Genomic DNA, 470 nt, shown 5'->3' on the forward strand with positions numbered 1-470 from the left:
CGCGCCGGCCGAGCTCGCCGAGACGGTGGCCCACGAGGTGCGCGCGGCCGCGGCGGAGGCGGGGCGCCTCCTCTTCGGGGATTTCCCGGTCGACTTCCCGCTCACCGTCGCGGTCGTCGACCACTACGCCGAGGCGAAGTGAGGGGCGGGCGACGGGCCGCGGCGGACCCGTCACCCGGTGGTGCCGTCGCCCGACGGCGTCAGCGCCGCGGCTCGCCGCGGTAGGTGCCGAACGACCACAGGTTGCCCTCGGGGTCCTGGAGGACGAGCTCTCGGCTCCCGTAGTCCGTGTCTCGGAGCGGGACGACGACGCGACCTCCGGCCCCCGGCGCGCGCTCGCGGAGCCGCGCGTCGAGCGCCTCGATCTCGCCGTCGGGGACGACGACGTACGTGCCGCAGGTCCCGGGCTCGCGCGACCACTCGCGGTCGGGGGAGTGGCTGCCGAGCATGACCCCGCCGCCGTGCGGCCA

General features: G+C 77.0%; 1 pseudogene. It reads right to left on the bottom strand.

Annotation, left to right across the window (positions count from 1 at the left end):
• Positions 1-200: 200 nt before the first annotated feature.
• Positions 201-470: pseudogene (locus G3I78_RS52600) on the bottom strand (glyoxalase); the annotation flags it as partial.

The sequence above is a fragment of the Streptomyces sp. SID13726 genome, from assembly GCF_010548375.1.
Classification (GTDB): domain Bacteria; phylum Actinomycetota; class Actinomycetes; order Streptomycetales; family Streptomycetaceae; genus Streptomyces.